This is a genomic window from Staphylococcus sp. Marseille-Q1834 (assembly GCF_916858875.1).
GTDB lineage: Bacteria > Bacillota > Bacilli > Staphylococcales > Staphylococcaceae > Staphylococcus > Staphylococcus pragensis.
The window spans coordinates 110801-127763 of sequence record NZ_CAKASN010000002.1; the positions used below are offsets into that span (position 1 = coordinate 110801).

The window sequence follows — 16963 nt, forward strand, 5'->3', positions numbered from 1 at the left end:
TGGATTTATTATAGTCCATTAGTATGAATTTAATCAAATGCCACTGTTGACATAGTAAGACGGTGGTTATTTTTGTTATTATTTAAGATGAATTATTTCCACAGGAGGCATATGATATGAAATCACAGATATCATGGAAAGTGGGCGGACAACAAGGTGAAGGAATTGAATCAACAGGTGAAATATTCGCCACAGCAATGAATCGTAAAGGTTATTATCTTTATGGATATAGACATTTCTCTAGTCGTATTAAAGGTGGTCACACAAATAATAAAATTAGAGTATCTATCGAACCAGTTCATGCGATTAGTGATGATTTAGATATTTTAGTCGCATTTGATCAAGAAACAATTGAATTAAACCATCATGAGATGCGAGAAGATAGTATTATCATTGCAGATGCTAAAGCAAAACCTACTAAGCCTGAAGATTGTCGTGCTCAATTAATTGAATTACCTTTTACGAGCACTGCTAAAGAGTTAGGTACAGCGCTAATGAAGAATATGGTAGCAGTAGGTGCTACATGTGCAATAATGGATTTAGATACAAATACGTTTGAAGAACTTATTAATAATATGTTCAGTAAAAAAGGCGATAAAGTCGTTGAAATGAATATTGAAGCGTTAAACCAAGGATACAATTTAATGAAAGAGCAATTAACTGAGGTTGAAGGTGACTTCAAGTTAGAAGCAAATAATGAAGACCCACATTTATATATGATTGGTAACGATGCAATAGGATTAGGTGCTATCTCAGCAGGGTCAAGATTTATGGCTGCTTATCCAATTACACCTGCTTCAGAAATTATGGAATATATGATTGCTAATGTTCCTAAAGTTGGTGGTACAGTTGTTCAAACTGAAGATGAAATTGCAGCAGCTAATATGGCTATTGGAGCTAACTATGCTGGAGTAAGAGCATTTACAGCTAGTGCTGGCCCCGGTTTATCATTAATGATGGAAGCCATTGGTTTATCGGGTATGACTGAAACGCCACTAGTGATTATCAATACTCAACGTGGTGGTCCATCAACAGGGTTACCTACGAAACAAGAACAATCAGATTTAATGCAAATGATATATGGTACACATGGTGATATTCCTAAAATTGTCGTAGCTCCAACTGATGCTGAAGATGCATTTTATCTAACAATGGAAGCCTTTAATTTAGCAGAAGAATATCAATGTCCAGTCATTGTATTAAGTGATTTACAATTATCATTAGGTAAACAAACTGTTAAAAATCTAGACTATAATAAAATCCAAATTAAACGTGGAGAGTTATTACAGTCTGATATAGAACGTGAAGAGGATGATAAACAATACTTCAGACGTTATGCATTAACAGGTAGTGGTGTATCTCCTAGACCGATTCCAGGAGTCAAAGGTGGTATTCATCATGTTACTGGTGTTGAGCATAATGAAGAAGGTAAACCGAGTGAAGCAGCTGAAAACAGACGCCAACAAATGGAAAAACGTATGCGTAAAACAGCTGATTTACTAATTGAAAATCCTGTTGAGTTAAATGAAGCACATGACGAAGCGGATATATTATATATAGGATTCATTTCAAGTAAAGGTGCGATACAAGAGGGTACAAAACGCTTAAACGAAAAAGGTATCAAAGTGAATACAATGCAAATCCGTCAATTGCATCCTCTACCCGTAGACACAATCCAAGATGCTATTGATAAAGCTTCTAAAGTAGTGATTGCGGAACATAACTATCAAGGACAATTAGCGAATATTATTAAAATGAATACAAATGTTCAAAATAAATTAATCAACCAAACTAAATATGATGGTACGCCTTTCTTACCTCATGAAATTGAAGAAAAAGGTTTAGAAATAGCTAAAGAAATTAAGGAGTTGGTTTAATTGGCTACATTTAAAGATTTCCGAAATAATGTTAAGCCAAATTGGTGCCCAGGCTGTGGTGATTTCTCTGTTCAAGCAGCTATACAAAAAGCGGCAGCTAATGTAGGTCTTGAGCCAGAAGAAGTAGCAATCATCACAGGTATAGGATGTTCAGGTCGCTTATCAGGTTACATTAATTCTTACGGTGTACATGGTATTCATGGTCGTGCTTTACCATTAGCTCAAGGTGTTAAAATGGCTAACAAAGATTTAACAGTTATTGCATCAGGAGGAGATGGCGACGGTTATGCGATTGGTATGGGACATACTATTCACGCTTTACGTCGTAATATGAATATGACTTATATTGTTATGGATAACCAAATTTATGGTTTAACTAAAGGTCAAACTTCTCCTTCGTCAGCAGTTGGATTTGTAACTAAATCTACGCCTAAAGGTAATATTGAGAAAAATGTAGCGCCATTAGAATTAGCATTATCTTCAGGCGCAACATTTGTAGCGCAAGGATTTTCAAGTGATATTAAAGCATTAACAAAATTAATTGAAGATGCTATAAACCATGATGGCTTCTCATTTGTAAATGTATTCTCACCATGCGTAACGTATAATAAAATCAATACGTATGACTGGTTTAAAGAACATTTAACTAATTTAGATGATATTGAAGGATACGACCCAACGGATAAACAATTAGCTATGAAAACTGTATTAGATCATGAATCTCTAGTTAAAGGCATTGTTTATCAAGATACAGAAACGCCTTCATATGAATCTCAAATCGAAGAATTAGAAGAAAGTGCATTATCTAAAAGAGATATTCATATTTCAGAAGAAGATTTCCAAAAATTAACAGCTCAATTTGTTTAATAATATTTACTCTTAAGCCTAGCACATTATTAAATGTGTAGGCTTTTTTATTTAGAATGAAATTATTTGGAATTCTCTCTTACTCTCATAGTTTTATTAAAGAGGAATAACAAAATTTAATTGCAAGTAAATTTTGTTAAATCTTAGTAAAGCTACTTTTTATAATGATTTTAAAGGGAAGAGTTTAAATATACATTATTAAAAAGTGGGGGTTCTATGGATAAATTTAAATCAATGACAGAATTAGTAAAACAAACAAAAGAGAATGAAGATTGGGAAATAGTTAGTAATGATTTAAGAAGTAATGTGACTATATTAGCTATACATGGAGGCGGTATTGAACCCGCAACTACTGAATTAGCATGTGTTATAGTTGAGCAAGGACAATATAACTATTTTGCTTTTAATGGTATAAGAAGCAAAGGAAACAATGAGTTGCATGTAACTTCTATCAATTACGATAATGAAACAGCTATGAACCTTGTGAATGATAGTGACATAGCAGTAACAATACATGGTTGCTCTGGCGATGAAAGCGTTGCATATATAGGTGGAAAAGATATAGAACTTAAAGAGGCCATTGGGAGTGGTTTAGCTAACATCGGTATAGATGTTCAAGCTGCACCAAGTAATATGGCTGGTGCTCAAGATAACAATATTGTTAATCGCACTACAAAAGGTGCAGGTGTTCAAATTGAACTTTCTTCAAAATTAAGAAAATCTTTATTTAAAAATAGGAAAAGTAATTTTAAAAGTAGACAAGATCAATCAAATTGGGATGATTTAATGTACGAAATAGCTAAAGCAATTAATAAAGCGATTGAAAGTCTAAATTAAATAAGTTATTTAGAAATAAGAGTGCTAAAATAAATATGAATATAATTTATAGAGGTGAATGAATAATGCAAGATACTTTAATGAGTATACAAATTGTCCCAAAAACACCAAACAATGAGGATGTTATTCCGTATGTTGATGAAGCGATTAAAATTATAGAAGAATCTGGTTTGCATTTTAGAGTGGGGCCACTTGAAACGACAGTTCAAGGAGATATGAGTGAATGTTTAATTTTAATTCAAAAATTAAATGAAAGAATGGTTGAATTAGAATGTCCAAGTATTATTAGCCAAGTGAAGTTTTATCATGTGCCAGAAGGCATTTCAATTGAAACATTAACTGGCAAATACGACGAAGCTTAATAAAAGTTTATCGAAACTAAGGCATATTAAATGCCTTGGTTTTTTTATTTTTAGAAATTTTTAGTAGCAATACTAAAAAAGTATGTAATTAATCTTTCATAAACTTTACTATTTTATGAATTCTTTTGAACTCTTTTTGCACTTTATGGTTAATTTTAATATAATGTACTAATGATATTAGGGCATATAGAAAGGATATTGTAAAGTGAACGAAGAACAAAGAAAAGCTGGTACGATAAATATATTAGATGAACGTGAGAAAAAAGCTGAAAAAGATTATAGTAAATATTTTGAACATGTTTATCAGCCACCTAGTCTTAAAGAAGCTCGTAAACGTGGGAAACAGGATATAAATTATAATCGCGACTTTCATATAGAAGAGAAATATAAAGGAATGGGTAAAGGACGTACATTCCTTATTAAAACATATGGCTGTCAAATGAATGCGCATGATACTGAAGTAATGGCAGGTATTTTACAGGCATTAGACTATACTGCTACAGATGATATTAATGAAGCGGATGTCATTTTGATTAATACTTGTGCAATTCGTGAAAATGCAGAGAATAAAGTGTTTAGTGAAATCGGGAATTTAAAACACCTTAAAAAGAATAGACCAGAAGCTTTAATTGGTGTATGTGGGTGTATGTCTCAAGAAGAGTCAGTAGTAAATAAGATTTTAAAATCTTATCAAAATGTAGATATGATTTTTGGAACTCATAATATCCATAAGTTACCTGAAATTCTTGAAGAAGCATATCTATCAAAAGCAATGGTAGTGGAAGTATGGTCTAAAGAAGGAGATGTCATTGAAAATCTCCCTAAAGTACGTGAAGGTAGCACAAAAGCATGGGTAAATATCATGTATGGCTGTGATAAATTCTGTACATATTGCATTGTTCCATTTACTAGAGGTAAAGAACGAAGCCGTCGTCCAGAAGATATTATTGAAGAAGTACGTGGTTTAGCACGTGATGGTTATAAAGAAATCACATTGTTAGGACAAAATGTTAACTCTTATGGTAAAGATATAAAAGAACTGAACTATGGTCTAGGAGATTTATTAGAAGATATTTCTAAAATAGATATTCCACGTGTTCGCTTTACTACAAGTCACCCTTGGGACTTTACTGATCGTATGATTGAAGTAATCGCTAAAGGTGGAAACATTGTTCCTCATATTCACTTACCAGTACAATCAGGTAATAATGCTGTGTTAAAAATTATGGGACGTAAGTACACACGTGAAAGTTATTTAGATTTAGTTTCTCGAATTAAACAAGCTATTCCAAATGTTGCACTAACTACAGATATTATTGTTGGTTACCCAAACGAAACAGAAGAGCAATTTGAAGAAACTTTATCATTATACGATGAAGTGAAATTCGAACATGCTTATACTTATTTATACTCACAAAGAGATGGCACACCTGCTGCTAAAATGAAAGATAACGTGCCTAATGAAGTTAAAAAAGATCGCTTACAGCGTCTGAATAAAAAAGTAGGACACTATTCAGAAGAGGCAATGAAACAGTACGATGGTCAAGTAGTGACAGTATTATGTGAAGGTACTAGTAAAAAAGACGATACTGTTTTAGCAGGATATACTGAAAAGAATAAATTAGTTAATTTTAAAGGTCCTAAAGAAGCAATTGGACAATTAGTAGATGTGAAAATTGAAGAAGCTAAACAATATTCATTAAATGGTACTTTCGTGCGTTTCAATGATAATGTATTGGTGACAAATTAACATGTATAGTAAAGAAGAAATATTAAATCAAGCAGAGCAACTTTCGGGTAAAATTAGTGACTTAGATATCATTCAAACTTATCAAAATATTGAACAACAGATTCATGAAAATGCTACGATTAAAAATAAAATGAATCAATTAAAAAAACAGCAGAAACAATCTGTTAATTTTCAAAATTATGGTAAAACCCATGCTTATGAACAATCAGAAGATGAAATTCATAATTTGGAAAGTGAAATTAATAGGTTACCAATTGTTGAAGAATTTCGTTCTGCGCAATATGAAGCTAATGATTTTTTACAAATGATGATTAGCACGATGGAAAAAAGATTAAATGATTATAATAAAAAAGAACATAATGATTTATAAATGAGAAAGGAACTAAACTATGAACACTCGAAAACTTACACTCACTGCATTATTGATAGCCATCAATGTGGTGTTAAGCAGTATTATTGTTATCCCTTTAGGGCCAATTAAAGCAGCACCAGTTCAACATTTTATCAATGTACTATGTGCTGTATTTGTTGGACCATGGTATGGCTTAGCCCAAGCTTTAATTTCATCAATTATTAGAATTCTTTTTGGAACAGGAAGCTTCTTTGCGTTCCCTGGAAGTATGATTGGTGTATTATTAGCTAGCCTTTTCTATATGTATAGAAAACATATATTTATGGCTGCAGTAGGTGAAGTTATAGGTACAGGTATCATAGGTAGTTTAATGTGTATTCCTGTAGCATGGATGTTAGGTATGCAAAACTTTTTTGTTAAACCATTAATGCTTGCTTTTATTATTTCAAGTTTCATAGGTGCGATAATCAGCTATTTCTTACTTATAATGTTGAAAAAACGAGGCTTACTCGATAAATTTAAAAAATAATTGTCATAGATTTTTATTTAGTCAATTTAAAAAGATTATCATTTCAAATGTAGTTATTAGATGTCATAACCTCTTGTATCTTTCATTTTGGAATGGTAATTTTTTTATCTGAAAATATATTATTGAATAGAATATAAATTATAAAATAGAGTTTACCCGAAAACTTTCACTAGTAATGAGAACGAGCGTGTAATAATGAGTTATGTTAAAATAGACAAGTTAAAAGTACGTATAAAAATTAGAAATACTTTAGTTAGGTTGTGAAAATATGTCGAATACGACCCCAATGATGCAACAATATTTAAAAATTAAATCTCAATATCAAGATTGTTTATTGTTTTTTAGATTAGGCGATTTTTATGAAATGTTTTATGAAGATGCTAAAGAAGCTTCTAGAGTTTTAGAAATTACTTTAACTAAAAGAGATGCTAAAAAAGCTAATCCTATTCCAATGTGTGGTGTACCATATCATTCCGCTAATAGTTATATTGAAACGTTAATTAGTAATGGATACAAAGTAGCAATATGTGAACAAATGGAAGATCCAAAACAGACTAAAGGTATGGTAAAAAGAGAAGTAGTTCGAATAGTAACTCCTGGTACAGTAATGGAACAAGGGGGTATGGATGAAAATCAAAATAACTATATTCTTAGCTTTATTTTACAAGATAATAGTTATGCTTTAAGTTATTGTGATATTTCGACGGGAGAACTTAAAGCTACTCATTTCGACGATGAAGGTACATTGATAAATGAAATTATTACTATCAATCCAAATGAAATTGTAGTCAATCATGAAATAGATGAGGAATTAAAAAAACAAATTAGTTTAACGACTGAAACAATAACAGTTAGAAATGACATTTCTGATGCTACCTATGAAGTTAATCAACTAGATAATCAAAAAATGTATTTAGCAACCCAATTACTTTTAGATTACATCCACCATACTCAAAAAAGAGACTTGTCTCACATTGAAGAAGTTATTTCATATACGGCGATCGACTTTATGAAAATGGATTACTACGCTAAGAGAAATTTAGAATTAACAGAGAGTATTAGACTTAAATCGAAAAAAGGAACGCTATTATGGTTAATGGATGAAACAAAAACACCAATGGGTGCCCGTCGATTAAAACAATGGATTGATAGACCATTAATTCATAAAGATAAAATTGAAGAACGTTTAAATATAGTAGAATCATTTATTAATCATTTTATTGAGAGAGATACCTTAAGAGGTTATTTAAATCAAGTTTATGATATTGAAAGATTGGTAGGACGTGTAAGTTATGGAAATGTTAACGCTCGCGATTTAATTCAACTTAAACATTCTATTTCTGAAATTCCTAACATTAAGTTATTACTTGAAGAAATGGATAGTACAACATCTGAACAATTCAGTGCACTCGAACCTTTAGAAGATTTATTAAAAGTGCTTGAAGATAGTTTGATTGAAGAACCCCCGATTTCTGTCAAAGACGGTGGTATTTTTAAACAAGGTTTTAGTAAACAATTAGATGAATATCTTGAAGCTTCTAAAAATGGTAAAGATTGGTTAGCGCAATTACAAGCTAAAGAGCGTGAACGTACTGGAATTAAGTCTCTAAAAATTAGTTTCAATAAAGTATTTGGTTATTTTATAGAAATTACGCGTGCTAATCTTCAAGGCTTCGAGCCTACAGAATTTGGCTATCATCGTAAACAAACGCTATCTAATGCCGAACGTTTTATTACTGATGAACTTAAAGAAAAAGAAGATATTATTTTAGGCGCTGAAGATAAAGCAATCGAATTAGAATACCAATTATTCGTTAGATTAAGAGAACATATTAAAACGTATACTGAACGCTTACAACGACAAGCTAAAATTATTTCAGAACTTGATTGCTTGCAAAGTTTTGCCGAAATTGCTCAAAAATACAATTATGTTAAACCTGAATTTAGTGTAGATAAAACATTAAAACTTGAAAATTCTCGACATCCAGTAGTTGAGCGTGTAATGGACTATAATGACTATGTTCCAAATGACTGTCAGTTAGATAAAGATAATTTTATTTATTTAATAACAGGACCAAATATGTCTGGTAAGTCGACATATATGCGACAAGTAGCCATTATTAGTATTATGGCTCAAATGGGAGCATATGTACCTTGTGATGCTGCTGTGTTACCTATTTTCGATCAGATATTTACTAGAATTGGAGCTGCTGATGATTTAGTTTCGGGTAAAAGTACATTTATGGTAGAAATGTTAGAAGCTCAAAAAGCACTTACTTATGCTACAGAAGATAGTTTAATTATCTTTGATGAAATTGGTCGAGGTACTTCAACATATGACGGACTAGCATTAGCTCAAGCGATGATTGAATACGTTGCACAAACATCACACGCTAAAACTTTATTCTCAACGCACTATCATGAATTAACTACTTTAGAACAAGAATTGCCAAGCTTAAAAAATGTGCATGTTGCTGCTGAAGAGTATCAAGGAGAATTAATCTTCTTGCATAAAGTTAAAGATGGGGCAGTAGATGATAGTTATGGTATTCAAGTAGCTAAGTTAGCGAACCTGCCTGACTTAGTAATTGATCGCGCTCAAGTTATATTAAATAATTTTGAACAAAAAGACGACAATCAAATTGACTCAGCAACATTAAGTGAACCTTCCATCTCAGAGTTAAATATAGCGGAAGAACAAGAGACTGGTACAGATGAAAGAAACGAACTTGATTCATCAGTTTATTCGGAAAATGATACGGAAAAATCACACAATACTAAAAATAAAAATCAATTCGAACAAGCTAGTTTCGACTTATTTGAAGCTAATAAAGAAACTAGTGAAATTGAGGAACAAATCAAAAATCTTAATATATCAAATATGACACCTATTGATGCATTATTAAAATTAAGTGAATTACAAAATCAGTTAAGATAGAGGTGCTATTATGGGTAAAATTAAAGAATTGCAAACCTCTCTAGCTAATAAAATAGCTGCCGGAGAAGTAGTTGAGAGACCGAGCTCAGTTGTTAAAGAATTGCTTGAAAATGCCATTGATGCACAGTCAACAGAAATTAATATTGAAGTTGAACAATCAGGGATTTCTTCAATTCGCGTGGTAGATAATGGAACTGGAATAGAACAAGATGATTTAGAGTTAGTATTTCATAGACATGCTACGAGTAAGTTAGATGCTGATGAAGATTTATTTCATATCCGAACTTTGGGCTTTAGAGGAGAAGCATTGGCAAGTATTTCTTCTGTAGCTAAAGTTACTTTGAAAACTTGTACTGATAATGAAAATGGACATGAAATATACGCTGAAAATGGAAAAATTATTAATCAAAAACCTGCTAAAGCGAAAAAAGGTACGGATATCAAAGTAGAATCATTATTTTATAATACGCCAGCTCGTTTAAAATATATTAAAAGTTTATATACAGAATTAGGTAAGATAACTGATATTGTAAATCGCATGGCTATGAGTCATCCAGACATTCGAATATCTCTTATTTCTGACGGCAAAGTCTTACTTAAAACAAATGGTTCAGGAAAAACAAATGAAGTCATGGCAGAAATATATGGTATTAAAGTAGCTAAAGATTTAGTTCATATTTCCGGAGATACTAGTGATTATCATTTAGAAGGGTTTGTAGCTAAACCGGAACATTCTAGAAGTAATAAACACTATATTTCAATTTTCATTAATGGTAGATATATTAAAAACTTTGTACTTAATAAAGCTATAGTAGAGGGTTATCATACATTACTTACTATAGGTAGATATCCAATCTGTTATATCAATATTGAAATGGATCCAGTTCTAGTAGATGTCAATGTGCATCCTACTAAATTAGAGGTTAGACTTTCTAAAGAAGAACAACTTTATAATTTAATTGTTGAAAAAATCCGTAGTGCTTTTAAAGATAGAATTCTTATCCCTCAAAATGATTTAGATAAAGCACCTAAGAAAAATAAAGTACTACAATCGTTTGAACAACAGAAATTAGATTTTGAGAAAAAACAGAGAGAGAATGAAGAAGCTTTAAAACAAAATAATAATCGTCCTACTAATAATTGGAGCACTAATAATTCCGATAACGTAACTCATGCTGATGAGTATATAAGTGATAATGAGTCTATAGCTAATGAAGATACTGCTAATTTTGATAACTATAATAATAAACGTTCAGATGACGTAGATTACTTCCAAATTCAGAAAGATATTTTAAATAGTTTGGATAGAGCAGAGAGTTCATTGAATGAAGAGAAAGAATATGTAGAGTCAGATAATGAAGTTTTTAATCAAAATACTGACTCAGATACTGAGTCGCAAAACACTTTAAGTAATGATAATGAAGAAAGTGACATTAAAGGTACAGTGAGTAAAACACCATCTCGTCGCGTGCCTTATATGGAAGTTGTAGGGCAAGTTCATGGTACTTATATTATTGCCCAAAATGAGAATGGTATGTTTATGATTGACCAACATGCTGCACAAGAACGTATTAAGTATGAATATTTTAGAGAAAAAATCGGAGAAGTGAGTAATGAAGTTCAAGATTTATTGATCCCTTTGACTTTCCACTTTTCAAAAGATGAACAAATGATTATTGACCAATATCAAGAAGAATTAGATAAAGTAGGTGTGCATTTAGAACACTTCGGCGGTCACGATTATATTGTGAATAGTTATCCAGTGTGGTTCCCTAAAGTAGAAGCGGAAGAAATTATTAAAGATATGATAGAATTGGTGCTAAATCATAAAAAAATAGATATTAAAAAAATGCGAGAAGATGCCGCGATTATGATGAGTTGTAAAAAATCGATAAAAGCGAATCATTATTTAAAAAATAATGAAATGGCTGACTTAATAGATCAATTACGTGAAGCAGAAGATCCATTCACATGTCCTCATGGCAGACCGATTATTATCAATTTCTCAAATTATGAATTAGAAAAATTATTTAAACGAGTAATGTAGAAAGGGATACGCTAAATGAAAAAGAACGTGTTACCGGCAATTCGTACTATGAAAGATTTAGAGAAGCTCACTAAAACAGACTATAAAGTGTGTGTGTTACTAGATATGCATATTGGACACTTAAAAAGTGTAATGGAATTACTTAAAAATCATAATATTGAAGCATTTATCCATATCGACTTAATTAAAGGCATGACTCATGACGAATTTGCATGTGAGTACATTATTCAAACTTATAAGCCTAAAGGAATTGTTTCGACTAAAACTAAAGTGATTCAAAAAGCTAAGTCACTCAACACATTAACGATATTCAGAGTGTTTATTATAGATAGTCAAGCGCTAAATAGAAGTATTCAACTTATTAAAAAGGTGCAACCTGATTTCGTTGAAGTGTTGCCAGGCGTCGCCCATAAAATTGTTAAAATAGTTGGCGAAGAAACTGCTTCAAAAGTGATAGCAGGAGGCTTAATTGAAGAAGACAAAGAAGTTCAAGAAGTGATTGATAGTGGTGCGAGTTATGTAACAACTAGCAATCGTGCACTATGGTAATCGAGAAACATACAATTTTTTAGTAACAATTAAATTATTTTGATGCATAATTTTTCTAATTAAGCGCTTATAATCATGTGATATTTATTTAAATGATTATAAGCGTTTTTTAATACAAATGACTCACAATATTGCATTAAACACAAACTATTGAAAATGCTATAAGACAAAACAATTTAAAAAAAATTCTAAAAATAAATTTTACAACTTTTAAATAAATCTATTATTTGTGACAAATTTTTTACAAAAGTATTGACAACGCTTACACCGATTATGTATGATTTAACCAAGTTAATATTTGATTAAGAGACGAAGAGATTTCTGCAATGCATATATCTAGTGCTTTTGTAGGAATCTTTTTGTCTTCATAGGAGGTAAAAACATGAATATATATTTAGCAGAGTTTTTAGGTACTGCTATCTTGATATTATTCGGTGGTGGCGTTTGTGCTAACGTAAATTTAAAACGTAGTGCCGGACAAGATTCTGACTGGATAGTTATCGCAGCTGGTTGGGGATTAGCAGTATCGATGGGTGCTTATGCAGTAGGGAAATTTTCAGGAGCGCATTTAAATCCTGCGTTAACCATTGCACTTGCGATGGACGGTAGTTTTAGTTGGGCACAAGTTCCTGGCTATATCATTTGTCAATTACTTGGTGGTATCTTTGGTGGGGTGTTAGTTTGGTTAATGTACTTACCTCATTGGAAAGCAACAGAAGATCAAGGTGCTAAACTTGGCGTATTTTCTACAGCACCTGCAATCAAGAACTATTTCGCAAACTTTTTAAGTGAAATCATTGGAACAGCTATCTTATGTTTAGCGATTATGTACATTGGTATAAATAAAATTGCTGACGGTATGAATCCATTAATCGTTGGGGCTTTAATCGTAGCGATTGGCTTAAGTTTAGGTGGTCCAACTGGATATGCAATTAACCCAGCACGTGACTTAGGTCCTAGAATTGCTCATGCCATTTTACCAATTGCTGGAAAAGGAAATTCAAATTGGGGTTACGCAATTGTTCCAGTTTTAGGCCCAATTGCTGGTGGTATGCTTGGCGCAACAATTTACAAAGTATGCTATCAAGGACGTTTTGATATCTCTTGTATAGTTGCTATGGTTGTTGTCATTGCTACTTTATTATTAGGTGTGGCACTTAATAAATCTAATAAATCAAATGATATTGAATCGATTTATTAAATTTAAATGAAATATAGCATTTTTATGATTAATTTTTTTGGAAAAGTGTAATAAAGATAGTACACTTCCTTATTAACAAGATACTCAAGCTACATAATAGCACTTTTTCATTTATAGATTAGAAAGGGAGAATATTTATGGAAAAATACATCATGTCAATAGACCAAGGAACAACAAGCTCTAGAGCGATTTTATTCGATAAAGATGGGGATATTAAAGGCGTCGCTCAACGTGAATTTAAACAATACTTCCCTAAATCTGGTTGGGTAGAACACGATGCTAATGAAATTTGGACATCAGTATTAGCAGTTATGGCAGAAGTGCTAAATGAAAATGAAATAAATGCTGAACAAATTGAAGGTATCGGTATTACTAACCAACGTGAAACTACAGTCATCTGGGATAAAAATACTGGACGCCCTATCTATCACGCAATTGTATGGCAATCTCGTCAAACTCAATCTATTTGCCAAGAATTAAAAGATCAAGGGCACGAAGATACATTCCGTAACAAAACAGGTTTATTACTAGATCCTTATTTCGCAGGCACAAAAGTTAAATGGATTTTAGATAATGTAGATGGTGCTAGAGAAAAAGCTGAAAACGGCGATTTATTATTTGGTACTATCGATACTTGGTTAGTTTGGAAATTATCTGGTGGAGAAGCTCATATCACAGATTACACAAATGCAAGCCGTACATTAATGTACAATATTTATGATTTAAAATGGGACGACGAACTTTTAGAATTATTAGATGTTCCTAAAAACTTATTACCAGAAGTTAAAGAATCAAGTGAAGTTTATGCGCATACTAAAGACTATCACTTCTTTGGTCAAGAAGTTCCAATTGCTGGTATCGCTGGAGACCAACAAGCAGCATTATTCGGTCAAGCTTGTTTCGAACGTGGAGATGTGAAAAATACTTATGGTACTGGTGGTTTCATGTTAATGAATACCGGAGAAGAACCAGTTAAATCTGAAAGTGGTTTATTAACAACAATCGCTTATGGTCTTGATGGAAAAGTAAACTATGCATTAGAAGGTTCTATCTTTGTCTCAGGTTCTGCGATTCAATGGTTACGTGATGGTTTAAGAATCATTAACTCAGCACCACAATCAGAAAATTATGCTACACGTGTCGATTCAACTGATAATGTATATGTAGTACCTGCTTTTGTAGGTCTTGGTACACCATATTGGGACTCAGAAGCAAGAGGTGCAGTATTTGGCTTAAGCCGTGGTACTGAAAAAGAACACTTCATTCGCGCAACACTTGAATCATTATGCTATCAAACACGTGATGTAATGGAAGCAATGTCTAAAGACTCTGACATTGAAGTACAGACTTTACGTGTCGATGGTGGCGCTGTTAAAAACAATTTCATCATGCAATTCCAAGCAGATATCGTTAATATCGCTGTAGAACGTCCTGAAATTCAAGAGACTACAGCGCTAGGTGCTGCTTACTTAGCAGGTTTAGCAGTAGGCTTCTGGGACAGTAAAGATGAAATTGAAAACAGATGGCAATTAGAAACTGAATTTAAACCACAAATGTCTGAAGAACAAAGAACTAAGTTATATAAAGGTTGGAAGAAAGCAGTAGAAGCAACTCAGGTCTTTAAATTAGAAGATTAATCACTATTAATGGCTTAGTTTTGAAAGATGTGTTATGATAAACTTAAGTTAATATATTAATCGAGATTTGAGAGACCTGTTTCATGCAGTATGCTTCTGTATGGATAGGTCTCTCTTTTTTTAATTAAAAGTTGGAGGGGTATAAATTATGGCTTTGTCTACTTTAAATAGAGAAGTAATTAAAAAGAATTTACAAGATACTGAATATGACGTAGTTATTATTGGTGGCGGTATTACTGGTGCAGGTATCGCATTAGATGCTAGTCAACGTGGTATGAAAGTAGCTTTAGTTGAAATGCAAGACTTTGCGCAAGGTACTAGCTCACGCTCAACTAAACTTGTTCACGGTGGTTTACGTTACTTGAAACAAGCACAAATTAAAGTTGTAGCAGAAACAGGTAGAGAACGTGCAATCGTTTATGAAAATGGTCCACACGTAACTACACCTGAATGGATGTTATTACCAATGCATAAAGGTGGTACATTCGGTAAATTTACAACTAACTTAGGTTTAATGATGTACGACCGTTTAGCTCGTGTTAAAAAATATGAACGTAAAAAAATGTTGACTAAAAAACAAACATTAGATAAAGAACCATTAGTTAAAAAAGATGGTTTAAAAGGTGGCGGTTATTACGTTGAATACCGTACTGATGATGCTCGTTTAACTATTGAAGTAATGAAACGTGCTGAAGAGAATGGTGCAGAAATTATTAACCACACTAAATCTACAAACTTTTTATACGACTCAAAATCAAAAGTAAATGGTATCGAAGTTCAAGATCAATTAACAGGCGATATCTACCAAATCAAGGCTAAAAAAGTAATCAACGCTTCAGGCCCATGGGTAGATGAAGTGAGAAGAAAAGACTATACACGTAATAATAAACAATTACGTTTAACTAAAGGTGTACACGTAGTTATCGACCAATCTAAATTCCCATTAGGTCAAGCAGTTTACTTTGATACTGAGAAAGATGGTCGTATGATTTTCGCTATTCCACGTGAAGGTAAAGCGTACGTAGGTACTACAGATACTTTCTACGATAACGATAAAGCGAAACCATTAACTACTCAAGAAGATAGAGATTATTTAATTGATGCGATCAATTACATGTTCCCAGATGTAAATGTTAAAGATGAAGATATTGAATCTACATGGGCTGGGGTAAGACCACTTATTTTAGAAGATGGTAAAGATCCTTCTGAAATTTCACGTAAAGATGAAATCTGGGAAGGTAAATCAGGTCTATTAACAATCGCTGGTGGTAAGTTAACTGGTTATCGTCACATGGCATTAGAAATTGTTGATTTATTAGCGAAACGCTTAAAACAAGAACACGGTTTGAAATTTGGTGAATGTGCTACTAAAAACACTCCAATTTCTGGCGGTGATGTAGGTGGCAGTAAAAACTTTGAAAAATACGTTGAACGTAAAGTTGAAGAAGGTAAAGCAATTGGCTTGAAAGAGGATGTTGCACGTCGCTTAGCTTCTAAATATGGTTCAAATATTGATAAATTATACAATATTGCTCAAATCGCAAAAGATAAAGATCTTAAATTACCATTAGAATTATATGTACAATTAGTTTATAGTGTACAAAATGAAATGGTTTATAAACCAACTGACTTCTTAGTACGTAGAACTGGTAAATTATACTTCAATATTAATGAAGTAAAACAATATAAAGATGCAATTATTGAAGAATTGGGTCAATTATTGAATTACACTCAAAGCCAAGTTAACGAATATACTAAAGAAGTTAATGTAGCTATTGAAGAAGCAACACATGGTAATGAACAATTAGCTGTAAAAAAATAATTGTTAACTAGCTTATAACACTTTTAATACTACTAACATATGGGTGTCTTACCAATATGTTAGTAGTATTTTCTTATGTCCTAAAAAAATTAATACATAGTCCATTTAATATTTTGATTTTCAAAAAATTCATTTACTCACTATTAAAAAGTCACTCTCAATTTGATAACATTAAACAGTAAAGGTATATTTAAA

The 16963-nt window shown here is 32.2% G+C and carries 13 protein-coding genes; all 13 read left to right on the forward strand.

Annotated elements, in window-relative coordinates:
* The first annotated feature begins 116 nt into the window (after positions 1-116).
* Positions 117-1877: a 2-oxoacid:acceptor oxidoreductase subunit alpha gene (locus tag LIX58_RS09695; protein WP_154836697.1), complete on the forward strand. Its 1761-nt coding sequence runs from the start codon at positions 117-119 to the stop codon at positions 1875-1877.
* A complete protein-coding gene (locus LIX58_RS09700; RefSeq protein ID WP_154836698.1) occupies positions 1878-2744 on the forward strand; it encodes a 2-oxoacid:ferredoxin oxidoreductase subunit beta in 867 nt (288 codons plus the stop codon).
* A gap of 216 nt (positions 2745-2960) precedes the next feature.
* Positions 2961-3581, forward strand: coding sequence for a poly-gamma-glutamate hydrolase family protein (locus LIX58_RS09705; protein WP_226386298.1), 621 nt, complete (start codon positions 2961-2963; stop codon positions 3579-3581).
* 65 nt (positions 3582-3646) lie between these two features.
* Positions 3647-3943 carry an MTH1187 family thiamine-binding protein gene (locus LIX58_RS09710; protein ID WP_126566698.1) on the forward strand — a complete coding sequence of 99 codons (297 nt, stop codon included), beginning with the start codon at positions 3647-3649 and terminating at the stop codon, positions 3941-3943.
* A gap of 205 nt (positions 3944-4148) precedes the next feature.
* On the forward strand, positions 4149-5693 hold the full coding sequence (gene miaB / locus LIX58_RS09715) for a tRNA (N6-isopentenyl adenosine(37)-C2)-methylthiotransferase MiaB (protein ID WP_126566701.1): 1545 nt from the start codon (positions 4149-4151) through the stop codon (positions 5691-5693).
* Between the two features lies 1 nt (position 5694).
* Positions 5695-6063: a RicAFT regulatory complex protein RicA family protein gene (locus LIX58_RS09720; protein WP_154836701.1), complete on the forward strand. Its 369-nt coding sequence runs from the start codon at positions 5695-5697 to the stop codon at positions 6061-6063.
* 19 nt (positions 6064-6082) lie between these two features.
* Positions 6083-6574 carry an energy coupling factor transporter S component ThiW gene (gene thiW, locus LIX58_RS09725; RefSeq protein WP_103328787.1) on the forward strand — a complete coding sequence of 164 codons (492 nt, stop codon included), beginning with the start codon at positions 6083-6085 and terminating at the stop codon, positions 6572-6574.
* A gap of 268 nt (positions 6575-6842) precedes the next feature.
* Complete coding sequence (gene mutS / locus LIX58_RS09730; RefSeq protein WP_154836703.1) at positions 6843-9512, forward strand: DNA mismatch repair protein MutS; 2670 nt, start codon at positions 6843-6845, stop codon at positions 9510-9512.
* A gap of 10 nt (positions 9513-9522) precedes the next feature.
* Positions 9523-11559, forward strand: a complete 2037-nt coding sequence (gene mutL, locus LIX58_RS09735) for a DNA mismatch repair endonuclease MutL (protein WP_154836705.1) — start codon at positions 9523-9525, stop codon at positions 11557-11559.
* Positions 11560-11574: 15 nt separating this feature from the next.
* Positions 11575-12108 (forward strand): glycerol-3-phosphate responsive antiterminator, encoded by a 534-nt coding sequence (locus LIX58_RS09740; RefSeq protein WP_226386299.1) that lies wholly within the window; start codon positions 11575-11577, stop codon positions 12106-12108.
* A gap of 382 nt (positions 12109-12490) precedes the next feature.
* On the forward strand, positions 12491-13309 hold the full coding sequence (locus LIX58_RS09745) for an MIP/aquaporin family protein (RefSeq protein ID WP_154836709.1): 819 nt from the start codon (positions 12491-12493) through the stop codon (positions 13307-13309).
* 137 nt (positions 13310-13446) lie between these two features.
* Positions 13447-14946 carry a glycerol kinase GlpK gene (gene glpK / locus LIX58_RS09750; protein ID WP_126566715.1) on the forward strand — a complete coding sequence of 500 codons (1500 nt, stop codon included), beginning with the start codon at positions 13447-13449 and terminating at the stop codon, positions 14944-14946.
* A gap of 148 nt (positions 14947-15094) precedes the next feature.
* A complete protein-coding gene (locus LIX58_RS09755) occupies positions 15095-16768 on the forward strand; it encodes a glycerol-3-phosphate dehydrogenase/oxidase (RefSeq protein ID WP_154836710.1) in 1674 nt (557 codons plus the stop codon).
* The last annotated feature ends 195 nt before the right edge of the window (positions 16769-16963 follow it).